Here is a 12,847-nt window from a genome sequence, read left to right as displayed (position 1 = left end):
ACGATTCACTTTTATTTATTGAGACCGCTGATATGACCACCCCCTTAAACAGTCGCGAACAAAAGAAAAAACAGACCCGCCAAGCCTTTTTTAATGCGGTGCTTGATTTGTGCATGATGGGACAGTCGTTTGGGTCAATCAGCTTGCGTCAAGTCACCCGAGAGGTTGGCGTAGTGCCCACCGCTTTTTATCGCCATTTTGACGACATGGAGTCTTTGGGACGCAGCTTAGTAGAAGAAGAATTAGGCGAGGCGCTGTCGACTCTACGTAGCGGCCTGCAAATGGGGCGCACCCGCAGTTACGATCGTCAGATTGCCAAAAGCATTCAGCTGTTTTTTGCCTCCATCGACGCCCACCCTCGTTACTGGCAGTTTATGGTCAGTGAACGTTTTGGCGGCTCAGAATCAGTACGCAATGCCATTGATGCTCAAATCAAACTGTTCGCGCAAATCATGAGTGAAGATCTTGGCATTCAGCCGGCCTTTAAACATATTAACGCTGAGGACAGACGTCTATTAGCGGAGGCTGGATTGAATCTATTTTTGACATGGATTATCGATTGGTTGGATTTAACCTACTCGCAAACGCATGATGAAGATGTGGATGTTGAAAATTTAGAAGCCAAAAAAGAGCAAATGCTGCGTCAATGTACCCGTCAGGCGCAAATGCTATTTTATGGTGCTGAAAACTGGCGCTCTAGTGAAAAGACATTTTTAGAAAACGATTAAATATGACATTCAAATAAGACTAAAAAGCAGGGCGGTAGGTCCACAAACGTGTACCAAATGGCTCAATGGTGACAGATGCCGCTGCTGCATCAGAGCCATTCATACCTCCTGCTCCAAAGATTGCACCCGAATTACTGCTCTCTTCACCCTCAGACTCAGTACTTAGCTTACTGATAAAAGTAGTGGCATAGCGGTGCTGCTCTTCTTCTCTTTTCTTGACAACCACATCAATCAACACATAAAAGCCATGGCTGCGACTGTCAATCAACGACGGTGAATCGCCTTGCACCGCGGCCTCTATACTCGACCACGGTGCTTGTTGCAATAAGTCACTGATATTCTCAGTCGGCGCTGTTTGCCGAGCGGTCACCCAAGGCTCAAACTGCTCTGGCTGAATGTCCTTGGCCAAAGCGCTTAATAACATTGGTTCGGCAGTATTCACATTAATCGGTAAGTAATAAGGTACAGCGATAATATAAGGCTGTAATGAGGTGATAATCTCAGGCGTAAACCCTGTCACTGAGCTAAGCTGCTCCACGCTTAAAAACGGCTGATTAGGAGTCGTACTTGCCGCCGACTGAGCTGAGTTTTTATTTAAATAAACCTCTGACTCACTACTGCCTTGTTCAAAGGCCTCATCATCTGCATCTTGCCAATCTAGCACTGCATACGCCAGATTCGGCTCATGACCCAATTGACTTAATAAACGCTGAAAGACTTCAAGCGCTTGCTGATCAACCTCACCATCATGATATAAATTATTCACATTAAACCGAGCAGATGCATCTTTGATGGTCAGCCGAATATCATGACCACCTAGTGCAGTGGTTATCATTGGCTGCGCCCAAGCATCTTGTAGGCTATCGCTATCATTAACCCTAGCATCAGCCGCAATTAAGGTCGCCGCCAAATCTTCTGCAGCACGGATATCCTGAACAATTTCATCTTGAGTGACTAACAGCTCATATTGGCGCAAAGACAGACGTTGACTGGCCATCATAGAGCCTGCAACAACGGTAATAGCAACGACCAATAACAATACGGTCAATAGCGCTACACCTTGCTGATGGTCATAAGACACAGGGCTTAAACCCTTTTTGTGTCTACTAATAGATAGCGTCTTGACTGTCGATGTCAGCTTAGAATGGCGCATCGGCAGCCCCTACATTCTGGTTAGTGCTTGAGTTGGCATTACCATTACTGGTACCGCTATTAGTATTAGATTCAGTGTTAGTGTTCGTAGTGCCACTGCTTCCATTGGCTGTATTATTCTCATCGGGGACACCGTTTTGGTCAGCACTCCCGTTATTATTGACCCTATTATTATTCTGAATAACCTTGCTAGCTTGGGCTGATTTGGGCGGTAATGGACTTAGCGCATACGTCCAAGAAATTGGAATATCCTCACTGCCCAATTGAATATTAAAACTCACCTGTAAGCCTTTAGGGAGCAAAGGTGGCGACTCCTCATTTTCTGAGCCATTGATAGTGGTATTAGTGGACAGACTTTGTTCTTCTGGAAAGAGTGTGGCAGGTTGCGGTAATAAGACGTGAAACTGACCACCAGTGACTTTTTTTAACACAACACTTTGTAAGGGGTGCTCATTAGTTCGGGGTTCTAGACTACGATAACGTTGACGAATTAAGTTACCCTGATCAAACACATAGACGATACGCTCTAAACTTGGCGAGCGCGCATAACGGGGATCAGGGTCAGCATAACGCACAAAACTCAACTCGTTTTTCTTAAGCTCAAAAGCAGCCAAAGCGAGTGACACGACGCCTACAGTTTCAGGGTTTGACGCTTGTGAGTTTTCATCGACTACTGACTCATTTTGAGCATTTTGGCTTGAGTTATTTGGACGATTAGCGGCTGCCTGAGTTGGCTGCTGATATGGTGCGGCTTGTAACATATCGCGCTGTATTTGAGCGTAGCCGTATTGCAGTTCGGTCAAAACGTCCAGCTGCAGTTTAGCACGTTCTTTACTGCGGCTTAGACTGTCAAAAACCTGCCAGCCTGCCACAGCTAGCATAGCAAAGATGGCCATCGCTACCATCAACTCTAAGAGCGTAAATCCATTTTGTTGATGGCTGTTGGCTTTAATTGGCATCTTGATTACCGTCATTTACATTCAAATTAGCATTGGCATTTGCAGGCGGCACAGCGGTATTGGTTATACCTGTTGCAGGACTTGAAGTTTGATTTAACACCTTGCCTTGAGTATTACTCGGATTAGGCACCAACAGGGTGACATCAGCAATTGAATGCTGTACCTCGTTTGTCTGCTCATTGATGGGAGCCACTTCGATAGATAGCGGACGAATACTGTCCTCCATATTGCTCACAGAATAGTTGCCACTCCCTTCACCTAATACCTCGTCTATGCTCATAGGCACGATGGAAACTTGCCACGTTCTGCCTTGGGCAACTACTTTATTGACTTGGGTACTTTGCGGCCATTGTGGGCTTACTTGTAGATCCGCCGCAGTATTTTGTGCCACAAAATGGGCTAAGGTACGTGTCTTTAGATTATCAACGGAGCGCAGATACGTGCCACTTGCCTGACTGGCAACCACAGCAACGGTTGCTAGTATAGCAAGCGCTACCATGACCTCAATTAAGGTAAACCCTTGCTGAGCAGATGTATGCAGTGTTTGAGACTGTAATGAATCGTTAATTGTAGGTCTCATTATTCACCCACCTTAAGTCGCCCATCCGGCAATAAGATAATGGCATCACCGACTAGACGCCCATTGTGTCTTACCTCAATTCGAGCAGGCGCTGCCTCTCCTGTCCCAAACCATAAAGCTTGCGGCACGTCTGTATCCAAAAACCAAGGCTGTAATTGGTTGGTCTCAGATTGGGATGTTGAAAAAGAAAAGGACATATTATTAGCGGCATTAGCACCACTTTGCGAGGCGACTGTATCAAGCGGGCTGACGTCAATACTGACATTAGACGGTAACTGCGGTAAATCCAGATCCGGATCGACTACCCAGTTTGGCGTAGTTTGTGCGCCGTCTCTTGACATCGCTGTCAGTTGCATACTGTTTCGGCTACTGGTTGATGACCCTGATTGGGTGTTTTGAGCCTCAGCTTCAAAGGGCGCATAGGCATTATTGAGCGTTACAATAACGGGCTGTACTTGACCCTGATTATCCGCCTGCATGACCAGACCCATCGGCTGCATACGCTCCGCTGACACCAGTCGCACATAGCTTAAGCTATCAATTAGATGCTCATAAAAGGCACGGTTTTTGCGGGATTCGGTACTACCGACTGATAACGTCATCATGCCAGCAAAAACAGATAAAATAACCACCACCACCATGAGCTCAATTAACGTAAAGCCGTGCTGTGACTTAGTAGAATAAACCACAGGCTGATGTCGGCTGTCACGTTTTGGTGCTTGTGTCATAGGCTATGCCCTATGCTATATAAATAAATTGGTAGTCGTTGGTTTATCGTTTAACGATATGATTAACTCGTCTAGTACAGGTTATATTATTAGGGAGGGTTAGGAGGTTTTAGATTGTAAATGAGCTTCGCTTTCTGAATCAATTTGCTTCATCAAATCAACCATATCATCGTCAACTTCGTTTAGGCTTGGATACTGTTTTGGTAAATCAAGCATCTGACGCACTAACGCTAAACGTAGCGTATCGCGTCGACCCAAATAACGCTGATAGAAGCTTGAGTTAAGCAGGCTTGCACCGCCCTGACCGATTGACCAAATGGTAGACAGATAATCGCGCGTACTTAAGCCGCTGTTTTGGCTTTTTAGATACTGACTGGTGATATCGATCAAACGCTTCATGCGTGCGCGTCTGATTTCATATAACTCGCCAAACATACGGTTCAAACCGTGGGCTGACGCTGCTAGACGCTCTTCAATCTGATTAAACAATAGCGCTTTTTGCGGATTAAACAGCTGCTGCAAAATCATGCGTGAGACACCAGCTGCAGCGCAGTCATCGATTTTATTAATATTAAATAACTGCTCTTCATAACGAATAATAATACGAAGATACAGCTCATCTTTACTTGAAAAGTGCTTATACAATGTCCCTTTGGCCAGATCTAATTGATCAGCCAAACTGTCTAAAGTAATATCACCACTACCTGCTTCAAGTAAGAGTTGCTCAGCGGTGGCTAAAATCTTCTCTTCGCGGTTCTTGAATTGCTGCTGCCTGCTCATGCAAACTCCTAACCTTGTATAAACTTTAATAAAAATATCTGGTGTTAAAGCTCGGTGAAGTATTAAAAAAATGACGCTCTAGCACCGAGCTTTAAACACAAATCCAATAAAAAAAGAGGTATGACTCATTGGTCATAACCTTGCATAGGATACCCATTTTATTGGTATTGTGCCAGTAAATCCTCGAAGTTTTTTGTTGTGAGCTGTGCAACCTGCTCCTGACTCATATCAAACAAATCTGCCAAGCACGCTGCGACATAGGGCACATACGCAGGCTCATTCGACTTACCGCGCTTAGGTACCGGTGCTAAGTAAGGGCTGTCGGTTTCAATAAGCAGACGGTCTTTGGGTACTTTAACCGCAGCATCACGTAAGCTTTGCGCGTTTTTGAAGCTAACAATGCCTGAAAATGAGATATAAAAGCCCAAATCCAACGCCTTTTTTGCGGTATCCCAATCTTCTGTAAAGCAGTGAATGATGCCGTGCTCTGCTTTTTCAGCTTTTAGAATATCAATGGTGTCATGCTTGGCCTCGCGGGTATGAATAATTAGCGGCTTCTTTAGGCTTTGACTGGCATGTATATGACGCGCAAGACTCGCTTGCTGCTCCTGCTTATTCTCATCACTCCAGTAGTAATCAAGCCCTGTCTCACCAATGGCCCACACATGGTCTTTTGAAGCCATATCAACAAGGCGCTCAGTAGTCGCCGATTTTAAAACTGCCAAGTCTTCACACGGGTGGATACCCACACTCATACCTAGATTTAGCTTATCATCGCCCTGCGTTGTAATGATGTCGTAAATCTCATCATATTCAGCAAAGTCGCACATAATGGCCATGGCTCGGCTCACATTTGCCTCTTTCATTGCGGCAATGGCACCGTCGAGTTTGCCATCATATTTGCTTAAATCTAAACGGTTTAGGTGGCAGTGGCTATCTGTAAACATAAATACTCTTTTTAGATCAAATAAGGGTTTTGTGAATAATATTGCACATAATTGTCGTATCTACTTATTATCGTGACAACTGAGACAAATTCAAGCACCGCTTAACGGCACTGACTATTTAAAGCCATTATTTTGCTGTCGTAAAGGTTATAAATCAACAGGCTGTATCGAGACGATTTGCAATATATTCTCATTAATAGGCTGCAAATCAGCACCCTCTTTTAGCACGTGCTCACTTGCTTGGCAAAAGCCGATATCATAGTGTTTATATCTCATAAAAAACACCCGCTCACTTTCATGCTGACGATACGCTGGACGTGGGTCTTGCGCAATGAGCTGAATAATGACATCCCTATCATCCAGAGTTAATGTACTGGCCGCTTGCTGAGAGTAAGTGTCAAAATCAGACTGGGCCTCAGGCGTTACTATTACCTGCTTAAGCTGCGGCTTATCAGGAGCAAACCCGCTCACGGCATCACTTAGCGCATCGCTATAGCTAATATAGGGTTTGATATCGACAATCGGCGTGCCATCTACCATATCCGCCCCACTGATATGCAATCGCACCGAACCTGAAGCGACCTCTACCCGCACCAATTTGACCACGGACAGTCCCAATTGTGATGGACGATAGGTGCTACGTGTGGCAAATACCCCAAGTTTGGTATTACCACCCAATCTCGGTGGACGCACTTTTGGTTTAAAGTCCTCTGCTGCATTTGTCTGAGAATTAGCTGCTTGTTTTAAATGATTATGATGGGTATGCCAAGTAATCCACAAATGGCTAAAGTCCTCAATACCCATAAAAGCGTCAGGTGTATCGTAGGGTGTGACCATCTCTATCACACTCGATAATGCCACTAGATTTGGCTGACGTGGAATGCCAAACTTTTGAGATAAGGCAGAGCAGTGATACCCAATAATCGGCAAGGTGAGCTGAGGATGTTGTGTATGAGGCTGCGACATGGCTGTGGGTGAGGTACCTTTAATAGTCGAATAATAATTAAAAAAGCAGTCTGTATAAAATAAATGAAATGAATCGGTAGGCTGTAAAAGCCAGAATACAAGCCGTCTAAAATATGGCCTTATATTGTTTTGAGCATCTGTTATTCCATTTTACTATGAAACATTCATCCATTTTTACACTTATTGCCGTTATGATAAGCAATAATTTGTTATGATGTGCATCTTTGAATTATCCCTTAGGTTCGGCTTGTATTAACTCGATACTATCAATATTAATTAAGTTGCTGCCTAATATAATGTACCATCGCATTGCTTAGTAAGTTAATCGTTTAAATAATCAGTCGATGGCACCATAACATAACGATGTTTTAGTGCTTGTTCTTATAAGAAAACTCTTTTTTTAATTCTTTGCCATCATTTTTTATTGAGGCCTTTATGTCAAAATTTCACACTGAAACAGTGACACACGTACACCACTGGAATGACTCTTTATTCTCTATTAAGACAACCCGTGATGCCGGTTTACGCTTCCGTAATGGCGAATTTGCCATGATTGGTCTTATGGTAGATGGTAAGCCATTGATGCGTGCTTACTCTATCGCGAGTCCAAACTACGAAGAGCATTTAGAGTTCTTTTCAATCAAAGTACAAGATGGTCCATTAACCTCACGTCTACAGCATATTAAAGTCGGCGATGAGCTTATGATCAGTAAGAAACCGACGGGTACTTTAGTCTTAGACGACCTATTACCGGGTAAAAACCTTTATATGCTGTCTACGGGTACCGGTCTTGCGCCTTTCTTAGCGCTGTCTCGTGACCCTGAAGTCTTTGAGAGATTTGATAAAATCGTTTTATGCCATACTGTGCGTAAGGTTGAAGATTTAGCATATCGCGAAATGTTTGAAGAAGAGCTGCCTAATGATGAATTGTTCGGCGACTGGTTTAAAGAGAAGTTCATCTATTACCCAACCGTAACGCGCGAAGCGTTCCGTAATGAAGGCCGCATCACTGATTTGATGAAGTCTGGCAAGCTGTTTGAAGACATCGGCTTACCACCGATTAACAAAGACGATGACCGTGTCATGGTCTGTGGTAGCATGCCTTTTAACGCTGATATCTCTGAAATCCTTGATGGCTTTGGCCTAACAGTATCCCCACGTATGGGTGAGCCTGCGGATTATGTGGTTGAGCGTGCTTTCGTTGGTTAGTGATTGTTTGATGAATCAATACTTATGAGCCGTAAATTAGCAATAAAACTTCTTGACCGTGTTTGAGAAGTTGCTATAATACGGCTCCTAGCTTAACTACCCTGTTACCCATCATATTTATATATGATTCAGAATTAACAGCAAGCTAACCCTACATGCCGGTGTGGTGGAATTGGTAGACACGACGGATTCAAAATCCGTTGCCTTTAAAAGCGTGTCGGTTCGAGTCCGACCACCGGTACCAACACTAAAAACCCTTACAGACTATAATCTGTAAGGGTTTTTTCTTGTTTAAAGCTTACAATCAATAGCTCCTTAAATCCTATATCAAAATGGTTTTGATACTATCATGATACTTTGACTCCCCTGCCGATTACAGTATGATGGTTCTATTAGAACTTCCGCTAAGAGGCTAGCATGAAAATCAAACTCACCAAGCGATTTGTAGACTCTGTTGAGTATGCAACAAATGGTACCGATATTTATATGGATGAGGTACTGACAGGTTTTGCATTAAGAGTAGGCAAACAGTCAAAAAAATATACTCTACATAAACGAATCAACGGTAAGCTTTATCGTGATGAAATAGAAGAGACACACTTAATTACTTTGACTGAAGCTCATGAAAAAGCCAGTACCATGATGGTTAATATCAAAAAAGGTTTGCATGTTTATGATGGCTATCAAGCTAGTCCAGTTAACCAACCTGCTTCGAACTTTAATGTGCCTACGTTAAAATATGTTTAAGCGGTTTATACTAAGCTAGCGTAAACCATATTTACTATATTGTTTAGTATTAAAGGCTTACAGACATATTCGGTAAGCCTTTTTTGGACATTAATTTTGCGTATAGCCATCCGCCTTTTATCTAATCAATCTTAACACTTTCTTAACATCCTATACCTTATAGTCATTAAATTAGAATCGATATAATTTATTCTGTCACTCGTTAAATTGACAGGCTTTAAATATGGGAAAATACTATGGAAAGTAATACATTAAATAATAAATGGGCAGTGAGCAGTCGAATATTTCACTGGGTGAGTTTAATACTACTAGTCATAACTTGGGGCTTATTTGTGCTCTATGAAAATAGCGAAAATATCTCCTATATAAATTTACATAAAGCCTTTGGCCTCAGCCTGCTATGCTGGATGCTTGCTCGATTAATCAACCGCCTGATAACCCAAACACCGCCAAGCCTACCGATGCCAAAATGGCAGAATTTAATATCTCATTTGGTTCATCTGGCATTGTATGGTTTATTAATTGCCATGCCTATCGCAGGGCTATTGATGACCGTTTATGATGGTCATCCAGTGAGCTTCTTCGGTTTATTTGACATACCTGTTTTTGTAACGCCAGATCATAACACCTCAAAATTCTATCAAAATTTACATACAAACGTGATTTGGTCATTAATTCTAACTTTTACGGCAGTTCATATCCTTGCAGCGCTTTATCATCAATTCTTTAAAAAAGATAAGTTAATAAATAGGATGATGTAACACGTTACCTGCATATTGCTTTTGTAACTTAATACAATGGGATTTGTTTAGTATGGTGATCAGACAATAATCTTAACGCTTTCTTAACTTATGCATTGATAATTTAGACATTCAACAACATGACATATCGTCTGTTGATAATTATAGTGAGTTAGGAAATGGCTATAATGTCTAGAAACGCCGAAGGTATTAATAATAAGAGTTTTCACGACAACAACTCTAATCATGTTAAAAATAGCGGATCATATAGTAGTGCATTAGCAAAAGTGCCAGAAGTAACCCTAGTCTTCTGGTTGATCAAAATTGCCTCTACGACATTGGGTGAAACGGCAGGGGATGCGTTATCAATGTCGTTAGATCTTGGGTATATCGTTAGTACAGGTATTTTTGCCGTTATTTTCGCAATCGCCGTTGCCACCCAAATCAAAGCAGATCGATTTAATAAGTGGTTGTATTGGGGCACCATTATTGCGACTACAACGCTCGGAACGACAATAGCAGATTTTGTTACTCGCTCATTAGGAATTGGCTATGCAGGAGGGTCTGCCTTACTGCTAGGCTTACTCGCTCTAAGTTTATTAACTTGGCATAAAAGTATGGGCAGTATTTCTGTTGATAGTATTACTAACCCTAAAGCAGAAGTATTTTATTGGACGACCATTATGTTCTCGCAGACTCTTGGTACAGCACTCGGAGACTGGGTGGCAGATACTAAGGGTATGGGGTACACAACCAGTGCGGTTATTTTTGGAAGTTTGCTTGCCTTAATTGCAATAGCACACTTTTGGACGCGTATTTCTAAAACCTTGTTATTCTGGAGTGCCTTTGTACTCACCCGACCTTTGGGATCTGTACTCGGAGACTTTTTAGACAAACCTATTGACCATGGTGGATTGGCATTGAGTCGCTTTGGGGCATCGGCAGCTTTGCTTGTATTTATTGTGCTTTGCCTTTTAATCTTTAAACAACGTGCTAGTGCTAAAAGCCATTAAAGTAAAACCTCAAGCCATTTAACACGATCCCACGTATCAAATAATAAAACATTCATCATTAATAAGTTGGGCACCTCAATTTGAGTTTGAGGGGGCCTAATTTAAAGATTTGGTACTACTTTCGAGACAAAGTTAATGGGATTTTCTGTTTAAATCCACTTTTTCTTTCTAAAATAATAAACAATAAATAAGGCAGTTGATGCCATTCCGCTCAGTACAATGAAATATCCATATCGCCATTTTAATTCTGGCATGTATTCAAAATTCATTCCATAAACGCCTGCTATAAACGTTAACGGTATAAATACCACAGATATTATAGTCAGCATTCGCATAATTTCATTTAAACGATGACCCTGAAAGGAAAATATAAGATTAATTTTACTGTCTAAATTCGACAACTCAAAATCAATCTCGCTGATTAGGTTGTTCGCTTGTTCTTTGAGTTCAATAAAATATTTGGTTTGAATATCAAGGTTATTAATCGTCTGTAATTTAACTATTGTATTGCGTAAACTTAGCGTCGCTTTTTTAAAATTTAACAGCCGCATTTTTTGTTGTTCAACTTTTTCTGTAAAATAGGGAGTAGGTTGAATGTTAGACACATTCAAAAAATCATCATCGTTATTTATAATATTTTCAAAGGTAGTCTCATAGCTCGATACCATCGATTCAATAATAAGAAACATGAGGTAATCAACTTTTTTGCTGCGTATCAGTCCTTTACCTTGAGTTAATCGCTCCCTAATCCATTCAAAATAAGTTCCTTTTTCTTCCTGCAAACTCCATAGCATATTTGCAGATACGACAAAAATCATTTGTTCGCTATTGAGACTATTACCCTCTGTCATTAATACTTTTATTGCAATAAACAGCACATTATCTAACTCAATAACTTTATTAACGTGCCCCTTTTCTTGAAATAATTTTAATAAAAAGTCATCAAGGTTATTTTGAATAATAACCTGCTTAAAATCTTCAAGTTCAGTTAGCCCATAGGTGTTTAACCAGTAAACATCGTCACTTTGGGGATCAAAAATTAAACTTTTAAAGTTGTCACAACGAACGTTTGTAACGTAGGAGGGCGAATAAGTAATCAAGGTTGAATTTTCCAAAAACTTGTTATTCATTGATATACCTATGCACTCTGTTGTATTTATGGCAACCCATAACTCAGTTTAAAAAACTGCCTATTCGTAAAACATGGGGCTATTTAACTCTTTTTTAGGCTAAGCCGTTTAAAAGTTTAGAGGTTAACTTTGCCTGTATTTTTCTCTTCAAAAGCCATTCTGTCAATAAGATTTATACCCTAATTAGCTACTAATACCAACTATAAAAAGCTTTATTTAAATTATATAGCTTTATATTATATAAAAATATATAATATAATTTAATAGAGGGTAGTTAAGTAATGTTATGAGCAATGATATTACTATTTTTAAACTAGAAGTATTTTAATGGCATCAGTGATTGGGCAGTCTGTCGACTTTGACCAACTTAAAAACAATGCAGATAAAGCGGCAAAACTGCTTAAGTCTTTGTCGCATCCCGATCGTTTGATGCTGATATGTCAATTGGTTAAGGGATCGGCTTGTGTTAGTCAACTTGAGAAATTAACCGGTATCCATCAACCTAGTTTATCGCAGCAGCTTGGGATACTTAGGGAGCAAAATTTAGTGACGCCTGAACGTCAAGGTCGTCAAATTTATTACTCCATTGCCAGCGATGATGCTCTAGCCGTCATGCAGATACTTTATGAACGTTTCTGCGATCCACTGACCTCTACCCAAACCCTTAACTCAAATAGAGAAGTAGAACTATGACTGATTGGCTTTCATTTACCCCATTGTCAGCATTGATTGGGGGTGCATTCATAGGATTATCGGCTGCTTTACTTATTTTAGGCATCGGACGAATCTTGGGCATGAGTGGTATTTTTAAATCAATGCTGACCCAATTGCCCCGTCTAAGTTGGCAGTTTAGCTTTGTGGTAGGGATGGCAGTGACAACGTGGGGCTATAGCCTATTGATTGGATTCCCGAATTTTTCAATTGAGGCGTCTCCATTATTAATTATTTGTGCTGGTTTATTGGTCGGATTTGGTACACGATTAGGCTCAGGTTGCACGAGTGGGCATGGGGTATGTGGCATTTCAAGGCTATCGCCTCGCTCACTTGTTGCGACGCTAACTTTTATGGCGAGCGGTATTGCCACTGCTACCCTATTCAATATTTTTTGAATCCTTATTCTATATGTAAACCTTCTTTTAATAAGGTAAATCATACTCTTTTTGGAATA

The 12,847-nt window shown here is 41.2% G+C and carries 15 protein-coding genes and 1 tRNA gene; 8 read left to right on the top strand and 8 right to left on the bottom strand.

Annotated features, from left to right (window positions below; translation table 11 throughout):
* The first annotated feature begins 32 nt into the window (after positions 1-32).
* Positions 33-728 carry a TetR family transcriptional regulator gene (locus AC2SLM_RS04155; RefSeq protein ID WP_486552216.1) on the top strand — a complete coding sequence of 232 codons (696 nt, stop codon included), beginning with the start codon at positions 33-35 and terminating at the stop codon, positions 726-728.
* Between the two features lie 19 nt (positions 729-747).
* On the opposite strand, the gene gspK is transcribed toward AC2SLM_RS04155, so the two are convergent.
* From gspK to tsaA, 7 genes are all read right to left on the bottom strand, one after another.
* A complete protein-coding gene (gene gspK / locus AC2SLM_RS04150; RefSeq protein WP_486552214.1) occupies positions 748-1,881 on the bottom strand; it encodes a type II secretion system minor pseudopilin GspK in 1,134 nt (377 codons plus the stop codon).
* Complete coding sequence (locus AC2SLM_RS04145; protein WP_486552212.1) at positions 1,868-2,839, bottom strand: type II secretion system protein GspJ; 972 nt, start codon at positions 2,837-2,839, stop codon at positions 1,868-1,870. Before AC2SLM_RS04145 ends, gspK begins: the two co-directional genes overlap by 14 nt.
* Complete coding sequence (gene gspI / locus AC2SLM_RS04140; protein WP_486552210.1) at positions 2,829-3,419, bottom strand: type II secretion system minor pseudopilin GspI; 591 nt, start codon at positions 3,417-3,419, stop codon at positions 2,829-2,831. The genes AC2SLM_RS04145 and gspI overlap by 11 nt, the downstream gene beginning before the upstream one ends.
* Positions 3,419-4,147 carry a pilus assembly FimT family protein gene (locus AC2SLM_RS04135; protein ID WP_486552208.1) on the bottom strand — a complete coding sequence of 243 codons (729 nt, stop codon included), beginning with the start codon at positions 4,145-4,147 and terminating at the stop codon, positions 3,419-3,421. Before AC2SLM_RS04135 ends, gspI begins: the two co-directional genes overlap by 1 nt.
* A 99-nt stretch (positions 4,148-4,246) precedes the next feature.
* Positions 4,247-4,927 (bottom strand): TetR/AcrR family transcriptional regulator, encoded by a 681-nt coding sequence (locus tag AC2SLM_RS04130; protein ID WP_486542220.1) that lies wholly within the window; start codon positions 4,925-4,927, stop codon positions 4,247-4,249.
* Positions 4,928-5,085: 158 nt separating this feature from the next.
* Positions 5,086-5,874: a TatD family hydrolase gene (locus AC2SLM_RS04125; RefSeq protein WP_486552207.1), complete on the bottom strand. Its 789-nt coding sequence runs from the start codon at positions 5,872-5,874 to the stop codon at positions 5,086-5,088.
* 147 nt (positions 5,875-6,021) lie between these two features.
* Positions 6,022-6,840, bottom strand: a complete 819-nt coding sequence (tsaA, locus tag AC2SLM_RS04120) for a tRNA (N6-threonylcarbamoyladenosine(37)-N6)-methyltransferase TrmO (RefSeq protein ID WP_486552206.1) — start codon at positions 6,838-6,840, stop codon at positions 6,022-6,024.
* A 435-nt stretch (positions 6,841-7,275) separates the two neighbouring features.
* Between tsaA and AC2SLM_RS04115 the strand changes: the two genes are divergently transcribed.
* The 5 genes from AC2SLM_RS04115 (at position 7,276) to AC2SLM_RS04095 (ending at position 10,549) form a co-directional block, all read left to right on the top strand.
* Complete coding sequence (locus AC2SLM_RS04115) at positions 7,276-8,049, top strand: ferredoxin--NADP reductase (RefSeq protein WP_486542226.1); 774 nt, start codon at positions 7,276-7,278, stop codon at positions 8,047-8,049.
* 157 nt (positions 8,050-8,206) lie between these two features.
* A tRNA-Leu gene (locus tag AC2SLM_RS04110) sits at positions 8,207-8,293 on the top strand.
* A 173-nt stretch (positions 8,294-8,466) separates the two neighbouring features.
* On the top strand, positions 8,467-8,796 hold the full coding sequence (locus tag AC2SLM_RS04105) for a hypothetical protein (RefSeq protein WP_486552204.1): 330 nt from the start codon (positions 8,467-8,469) through the stop codon (positions 8,794-8,796).
* A gap of 236 nt (positions 8,797-9,032) precedes the next feature.
* On the top strand, positions 9,033-9,557 hold the full coding sequence (locus AC2SLM_RS04100) for a cytochrome b (protein ID WP_486552202.1): 525 nt from the start codon (positions 9,033-9,035) through the stop codon (positions 9,555-9,557).
* A gap of 158 nt (positions 9,558-9,715) precedes the next feature.
* Entirely contained in the window at positions 9,716-10,549 is an 834-nt protein-coding gene (locus AC2SLM_RS04095; protein ID WP_486552201.1) for a COG4705 family protein, read from the top strand.
* Between the two features lie 149 nt (positions 10,550-10,698).
* On the opposite strand, the gene AC2SLM_RS04090 is transcribed toward AC2SLM_RS04095, so the two are convergent.
* Positions 10,699-11,679: a CorA family divalent cation transporter gene (locus tag AC2SLM_RS04090; protein WP_486552199.1), complete on the bottom strand. Its 981-nt coding sequence runs from the start codon at positions 11,677-11,679 to the stop codon at positions 10,699-10,701.
* Between the two features lie 327 nt (positions 11,680-12,006).
* Between AC2SLM_RS04090 and AC2SLM_RS04085 the strand changes: the two genes are divergently transcribed.
* Both AC2SLM_RS04085 and AC2SLM_RS04080 read left to right on the top strand, forming a co-directional pair.
* On the top strand, positions 12,007-12,372 hold the full coding sequence (locus AC2SLM_RS04085) for a metalloregulator ArsR/SmtB family transcription factor (protein WP_486552197.1): 366 nt from the start codon (positions 12,007-12,009) through the stop codon (positions 12,370-12,372).
* A complete protein-coding gene (locus tag AC2SLM_RS04080) occupies positions 12,369-12,788 on the top strand; it encodes a YeeE/YedE family protein (protein ID WP_486552195.1) in 420 nt (139 codons plus the stop codon). The genes AC2SLM_RS04085 and AC2SLM_RS04080 overlap by 4 nt, the downstream gene beginning before the upstream one ends.
* Positions 12,789-12,847 lie beyond the last annotated feature (59 nt).

The organism is Psychrobacter sp. CX16 (genome assembly GCF_057396245.1).
Note: the sequence above shows the minus strand (reverse complement) of the source record. Positions and strands in the feature narration are given on the sequence as shown.

What these genes read in the sequence shown, in the direction of transcription:
- AC2SLM_RS04135 (WP_486552208.1), bottom strand. Translation starts at nt 4,147, where the DNA reads ATGACACAAGCACCAAAACGTGACAGCCGACATCAGCCTGTGGTTTAT.
- AC2SLM_RS04100 (WP_486552202.1), top strand. Translation starts at nt 9,033, where the DNA reads ATGGAAAGTAATACATTAAATAATAAATGGGCAGTGAGCAGTCGAATA.
- gspK (WP_486552214.1), bottom strand. Translation starts at nt 1,881, where the DNA reads ATGCGCCATTCTAAGCTGACATCGACAGTCAAGACGCTATCTATTAGT.
- AC2SLM_RS04130 (WP_486542220.1), bottom strand. Translation starts at nt 4,927, where the DNA reads ATGAGCAGGCAGCAGCAATTCAAGAACCGCGAAGAGAAGATTTTAGCC.
- AC2SLM_RS04090 (WP_486552199.1), bottom strand. Translation starts at nt 11,679, where the DNA reads ATGAATAACAAGTTTTTGGAAAATTCAACCTTGATTACTTATTCGCCC.
- tsaA (WP_486552206.1), bottom strand. Translation starts at nt 6,840, where the DNA reads ATGTCGCAGCCTCATACACAACATCCTCAGCTCACCTTGCCGATTATT.
- AC2SLM_RS04080 (WP_486552195.1), top strand. Translation starts at nt 12,369, where the DNA reads ATGACTGATTGGCTTTCATTTACCCCATTGTCAGCATTGATTGGGGGT.
- gspI (WP_486552210.1), bottom strand. Translation starts at nt 3,419, where the DNA reads ATGAGACCTACAATTAACGATTCATTACAGTCTCAAACACTGCATACA.
- AC2SLM_RS04105 (WP_486552204.1), top strand. Translation starts at nt 8,467, where the DNA reads ATGAAAATCAAACTCACCAAGCGATTTGTAGACTCTGTTGAGTATGCA.
- AC2SLM_RS04125 (WP_486552207.1), bottom strand. Translation starts at nt 5,874, where the DNA reads ATGTTTACAGATAGCCACTGCCACCTAAACCGTTTAGATTTAAGCAAA.
- AC2SLM_RS04085 (WP_486552197.1), top strand. Translation starts at nt 12,007, where the DNA reads ATGGCATCAGTGATTGGGCAGTCTGTCGACTTTGACCAACTTAAAAAC.
- AC2SLM_RS04095 (WP_486552201.1), top strand. Translation starts at nt 9,716, where the DNA reads ATGGCTATAATGTCTAGAAACGCCGAAGGTATTAATAATAAGAGTTTT.
- AC2SLM_RS04145 (WP_486552212.1), bottom strand. Translation starts at nt 2,839, where the DNA reads ATGCCAATTAAAGCCAACAGCCATCAACAAAATGGATTTACGCTCTTA.
- AC2SLM_RS04155 (WP_486552216.1), top strand. Translation starts at nt 33, where the DNA reads ATGACCACCCCCTTAAACAGTCGCGAACAAAAGAAAAAACAGACCCGC.
- AC2SLM_RS04115 (WP_486542226.1), top strand. Translation starts at nt 7,276, where the DNA reads ATGTCAAAATTTCACACTGAAACAGTGACACACGTACACCACTGGAAT.